Raw genomic sequence first — 5,825 nt, forward strand, 5'->3', positions numbered from 1 at the left:
ATCCGACACGCCGATCCGCTCGCCCAACGCTGCCTCCCAAAAGCAGCCTTGAATCAATCCAGAGTCACGCCGTCAAGCTTTGTCCACGACGCCTACCTTCGCATCACGCAACAGTTGGATGCTGACGGGTATAAGCGAACTTCCAATCCAGAAAGTTCAGGCCGTTTCCATACTGAGTGGCTCAATATGATGCTCCCGAGGCTCAAGCTGGCGCAGAGCCTTCTTCATCGGAGTGGCGTCATATTCATTAGCATAGACGACCAAGAGATCAGCAACCTGAGAATTCTCTGCGATGAAGTTTTCGGATCGGAAAATTTCGTCGCAAATATCATTTGGGAAAAGGGTCGGAAGAACGACGCTAAGCTCGTGTCAAATGGCCACGACTACATGCTTGTTTATGCGAGAAACAAACCGGCCCTTACTGAGGATGGAGTAAAGTGGCGCGAGGCAAAACCCGGTGCGGCGGAGATTCAGACTGAATATTTGCGCCTCAAGGACCTCCACAATGGCGACAACGAGGCGATTCAGGAGGGCATCCGAGACTTCTACAGAGGGCTTCCCAAAGAGCACCCTTCCAAGAAGCTTTCACGATACGGAAACGTCGATGAGCGAGGCGTATGGCGAGATGACAATATGTCTTGGCCGGGCGGCGGTGGTCCAACGTATGACGTCATCCATCCGATAACGGGCAAGCCATGCAAGGTTCCAGAAGGTGGCTGGCGATATTCGACTCCTGAGAAAATGCAGCAGATGATAGAAGCTGGTCGCGTTATGTTTCGTGATAATGAAACAGATCCGCCCATTCGTAAGACCTATCTAGTTAGAGGCGATGAAGAACAGGACGATCAGTCCGATGACGAGATGGAAACTGAGGATGTCGGCATCCAAGTGGCTGGATCATATTTCTATAGGAGCGCACTCCAAGCATCAAATTTGATGCTTGGTATGTTTGGCGCAAAGATATTCAACAACCCAAAAGACCATGAGATTTTGGCGCGATGGATTAATTACGCAACTAACGGTGACAAAAATGCCATCGTCATGGACTTCTTTGCTGGATCAGGAACCACTGGCCATGCAGTGATGACACTGAATGCTAGGGATCAGGGCCATAGGCGCTACATACTTGTCCAGTTGCCTGAACCCCTAAGTGAAGATGACAAGGACCAGAAGATTGCGGCGAGGTTCTGTCAGAAACTCGGTAAACCCACGAATATCGCGGAGTTGACCAAGGAGCGCCTTCGCCGGTCGTCTGCCAAGTTGTTTGCGGAAGTGCCTACGGCAAAAATCGACAGAGGTTTCCGAACCTATAAGTTGGCTTCCTCCAACATAGTCGCGTGGGAACCGGAGCTATCTGACCTTGAAGGCACCTTGCTCGCCAATGCCGAGCACCTTGTGCCGGGGCGCACAGAGCAGGACGTGCTCTATGAGCTGTTGCTCAAGCTGGGCCTCGACCTGTGCGTTCCCATCGAGAAGAAGGAAATAGCTGGGAAGGCCGTCCATTCCATCGGTGGTGGCGCGCTGATCGTTTGTCTTGCCGATGGACTTGCCACGGACACAATCGAAACCGTCGCCAACGGCATCATCGCATGGTGGAAGGAGCTTGCCCCCGCCGTCGATACCCGCGTCGTGTTCAAGGATTCCGGCTTCGCCGATGATGTGGCCAAGGCCAACATGGCGGCGATCCTCAACCAGAACGGTATCCTCGACGTGAGGAGCCTGTGATGAGCACGGAGAGTTTCGTCACCTTCGCCTATGGCTCCAACATGCCCACCGCGCGCCTGCGCGAGCGGTGCCCATCTGCGCGCACAATCGGCATTGCCGAACTGTCCGGCCATGAATTGCGCTGGCACAAGCGCAGCCGGGACGGGTCAGGTAAGTGCGATATTGCCGCCAGCGCCGCCGCCAATGGTTCCGTGCTTGGCGTACTCTATGAGATCGCAGCGCACGAGAAACGCGCGCTTGACCGCGCCGAAGGCTTGGGTGCCGGGTACGAAGAAATCGAGGTCGAGGTTCTTTGTGGCGGCAGCCCGATAACAGCCAAGGCATATAGAGCGACCGATACCGATCCCGCGCTTCGCCCCTATACATGGTATCGCGCCTTAGTCATCGCGGGTGCGCGGGAACACGGGCTTCCCGCGTCCTATATCGCAAGGCTAGCATCCGTGCCTGCTGACGAGGATCAAGACCGCACACGCCACGACGAGCACATGGCACTTATCGGGGGGGTACGGGCATGAAACTTCATTTCGAGCCAGACCTCGATTACCAGCACACCGCCATTGAAGCCGTCTGCGATCTCTTTCGTGGGCAGGAAATCAACCGTACCGAATTTACCGTCACCCGCCAAGCTGGCGGTGGCGCGCAGCAGGAGCTTGGGCTTGTCGAAAACGCCCTCGGCATCGGCAACCGGCTGACATTGCTCGACGACGAGATCATTTCTAACCTGAATGAAATCCAGCTCCGTAATGGTCTGCCGCCCTCCGCCAGCCTCGCCTCCGGCGACTTCACGGTGGAAATGGAGACGGGCACCGGCAAAACCTACGTTTACCTCCGCACAATTTTCGAGCTGAACAAGCGGTTCGGTTTCACTAAGTTCGTAATCGTCGTGCCGTCCGTCGCCATCAAGGAAGGCGTCTATAAAACACTCCAAATCACGGAGGACCATTTCAAGGGCCTCTATTCCGGTCAGCCCTTTGATTACTTCCTCTACGACTCATCAAAGCTGGGGCAAGTTCGCAATTTCGCCACCAGCCCGACCATCCAGATCATGGTCGTGACCGTGGGCGCAATCAACAAGAAGGATGTGAACAACCTCTACAAGGACAGCGAGAAAACCGGCGGTGAAGCGCCAATCGACCTGATCCGCGCCACGCGCCCTGTCATTGTCGTAGACGAGCCCCAGACCGTGGACGGCGGCCTTGAGGGGCGCGGCAAAGAAGCCCTTAGCGCCATGAACCCGCTCTGCACGCTACGCTACTCCGCAACCCATGTGGACAAGCATCATATGGTTTACCGGCTAGACGCGGTGGACGCCTATGAGCGCAAGCTGGTCAAGCAGATCGAAGTGGCCTCGCTCGAAGTCGAGGGTGGGCATAACAAAGCCTACCTGCGCTTTCTCTCTGCCAGCAACAAGCGCGGTGCTGTGACCGCTCGCGTCGAGGTCGATGTGGAAGTGCATGGGAAAGTGCGTCGCCAAGAAGTGACCGTGCGTGATGGTGACGATCTTGAAAATGATGTCACTGGTCGGTCTGTCTATAGAGATTGCCGCATCGGCGAAATCCGCGTGGCTGGTAAAGATTCACTGCTGGAAGTGAAAACAGCCGGATCGGAATCCTTCCTCGCCATAGGGCAAGCCATCGGCGATGTTGACCCCGATGCCATAAAGCGACTGATGATCCGTCGCACAATCACCGAGCACCTTGAGAAAGAACGCCGTCTTGCACCGCTCGGCATTAAGGTGCTCAGCCTGTTTTTTATCGATGCCGTGGAGCATTACCGTTCCTACGACGAGGATGGAAACGCGGTGAAAGGCAAATATGCGACGATCTTCGAGGAAGAATATCGCCGCGCCGCCAAGCTTCCCGAATATGCCAGCCTGTTCAAGGAAGTGGACCTCACTACCGACGCGGAAGAAGTTCACGACGGCTATTTCTCCATCGACAAGGCCAAGCGTTGGACCGACACCGCCGAGAACAATCAGGCCAATCGCGACAGTGCCGAGCGCGCCTATAACCTCATCATGAAGGACAAAGAGAAGCTGCTGAGCTTCGACACGAAGCTGAAGTTCATCTTCTCTCACTCGGCACTGAAAGAGGGCTGGGATAATCCCAACGTGTTTCAGATTTGCGCGCTGCGCGAAATCGGCACCGAGCGTGAACGCCGCCAGACTATCGGGCGCGGCCTGCGCCTCTGTGTCAAATCTGTCGGCCCCGAAAAAGGGCATCGGGTGCGCGGTTTCGAGATTAACACGCTGACGGTAATCGCCACCGAGAGCTACGAAGCCTTCGCCGAAAACCTGCAAAAAGAGATCGAGGCCGATACCGGCATCCGTTTTGGTATCGTCGAGAAGCACCAGTTCGCGGCTATCTCTGTCCAGCAAGAGGACGGTACCCTAGCTATGCTGGGGTTCGAGCAATCCGCCGCGATCCACGAATATCTCAAAGGCGCTGATTTCATCGACGCCAAAGGCAAAGTGCAGGACAAACTGCGTACGGCGCTGAAAGAAGGGACGCTGACGGTCCCTGACGAGCTTGCTGCGCACCTGCCGCAGATCAAGGAAGTCCTGCGCAAAATCGCAGGGAAACTCGACATCAAGAACGCTGACGACCGCAAGGCCGTCCGCGTGCGCAAGGAAGTCCTGCACAGCGCAGAGTTTCAGGCGCTATGGGATCGCATCAAACACCGCACGACCTATCGCGTTCATTTCGATAACGCCAAGCTGATCGAGGATTGCACCAAGGCAATTTCCAGCGCGCCACCCATCACCAAGGCGAAGGCTGTCATTCGCAAGGCTGACCTCGCTATCGGTCAAGGCGGCGTAATTGCTACCGAAACCGCTACGTCCGGCCCCGTCACCATCGAGGAAGGGGATATTGCCCTCCCTGACGTGCTGACTGATTTACAGGACCGGACCCAGCTTACTCGCCGCAGCCTTGTCACCATCCTGACCGAGAGCGGCAGGCTTGGCGATTTCAGGCGTAACCCTCAAGCCTTCATCGAGCTGGCGGCAGAAACCATCAATCGCACCAAGCGCCTCGCGCTCGTGGACGGCATCAAATACCAGCGGATCGGCGACGATCACTTTTATGCGCAGGAGTTGTTCGAGCAGGAGGAGCTGACCGGCTACCTCAAGAATATGCTTCAAAACACGCAGAAATCTGTGTTCGAGCATGTCATCTACGATTCCGGCGGCGTCGAGCGCACCTTCGCCGAACAGCTCGAAAAGAATGAGGCGGTGAAAGTCTACGCCAAATTGCCCAGTTGGTTCAAAGTTCCCACGCCGCTCGGCACCTACAATCCCGATTGGGCTGTGCTGGTGCAGGTGGACGGCGAGGAACGCCTCTACTTCGTTGTCGAAACCAAGGGCAGCCTGTTCACCGACGATCTGCGCGACAATGAGGCCGCGAAAATTGCTTGCGGCGAAGCGCATTTCAAGGCGCTCGCAGTTGACGAGAATCCGGCCCGTTACGTCAAAGCCACCAAGATCGACGACCTCATGGAGCATTGCTGACATGGGCGATGTTCCCGCTGACATCTGCGACGGCATTTGGGATGGTGAATGGATAAGTTGGGATGAGATTAACCAGCAAATCCAGTACAAGGAATGGCGGGCCCGCTATCCCAATGCTGACCTGTCGCTTGTACCGATCTTTGAATCGTTGATCGGTACTGCCGAAGAATATTACCAGCTCACCGGCCGACACCTCCAGGTGTATGGCGATATAGGTGAACTTTATGGGGCCATTACCCATGGCATAAAACTGCATCGGAATTATGCTCAGGGGTCTGATGGACGGCTTGGCAACGATTTAGTAGAAGTGAAAACGATCACACCTTTCAAGAGCTGCGATGTCGTTGAGATCAACATGGATCGAAACTTCAGCAAGGTCTTGATCGTGAAGATTAATTGCGATTTTGAAGTGTGGGGTAAGCTGATTGACCGCAAGGCGCTTCCCGCAGGGAAAAAGCGGGGAAATCGCTTGTGCATCAACTGGGCGCAAGTCGAAGCTAGGCGTCGTGGACAAAGCTTGACGGCGTGACTCTGGATTGATTCAAGGCTGCTTTTGGGAGGCAGCGTTGGGCGAGCGGATCGGCGTGTCGGA

General features: G+C 55.6%; 4 protein-coding genes. All 4 read left to right on the top strand.

Annotated elements, in window-relative coordinates:
• A partial coding sequence (locus tag CHB74_RS21155; RefSeq protein ID WP_144033897.1) for a site-specific DNA-methyltransferase occupies positions 1-1,725 on the top strand: 1,725 nt, incomplete at its 5' end.
• On the top strand, positions 1,725-2,240 hold the full coding sequence (locus CHB74_RS21160) for a gamma-glutamylcyclotransferase family protein (RefSeq protein WP_089221443.1): 516 nt from the start codon (positions 1,725-1,727) through the stop codon (positions 2,238-2,240). The genes CHB74_RS21155 and CHB74_RS21160, both read left to right, overlap by 1 nt.
• On the top strand, positions 2,237-5,233 hold the full coding sequence (locus tag CHB74_RS21165; RefSeq protein WP_089221444.1) for a type III restriction-modification system endonuclease: 2,997 nt from the start codon (positions 2,237-2,239) through the stop codon (positions 5,231-5,233). Before CHB74_RS21160 ends, CHB74_RS21165 begins: the two co-directional genes overlap by 4 nt.
• Before the next feature lies 1 nt (position 5,234).
• Positions 5,235-5,762, top strand: a complete 528-nt coding sequence (locus CHB74_RS21170) for a hypothetical protein (RefSeq protein WP_089221445.1) — start codon at positions 5,235-5,237, stop codon at positions 5,760-5,762.
• The last annotated feature ends 63 nt before the right edge of the window (positions 5,763-5,825 follow it).

Source organism: Edaphosphingomonas laterariae, from assembly GCF_900188165.1.
Taxonomy (GTDB): domain Bacteria; phylum Pseudomonadota; class Alphaproteobacteria; order Sphingomonadales; family Sphingomonadaceae; genus Sphingomonas_E; species Sphingomonas_E laterariae.

Bases quoted from the DNA above. Each gene is read 5' to 3' on its own strand.
- CHB74_RS21160 (WP_089221443.1), top strand. From the start codon at position 1,725: ATGAGCACGGAGAGTTTCGTCACCTTCGCCTATGGCTCCAACATGCCC.
- CHB74_RS21165 (WP_089221444.1), top strand. From the start codon at position 2,237: ATGAAACTTCATTTCGAGCCAGACCTCGATTACCAGCACACCGCCATT.
- CHB74_RS21170 (WP_089221445.1), top strand. From the start codon at position 5,235: ATGGGCGATGTTCCCGCTGACATCTGCGACGGCATTTGGGATGGTGAA.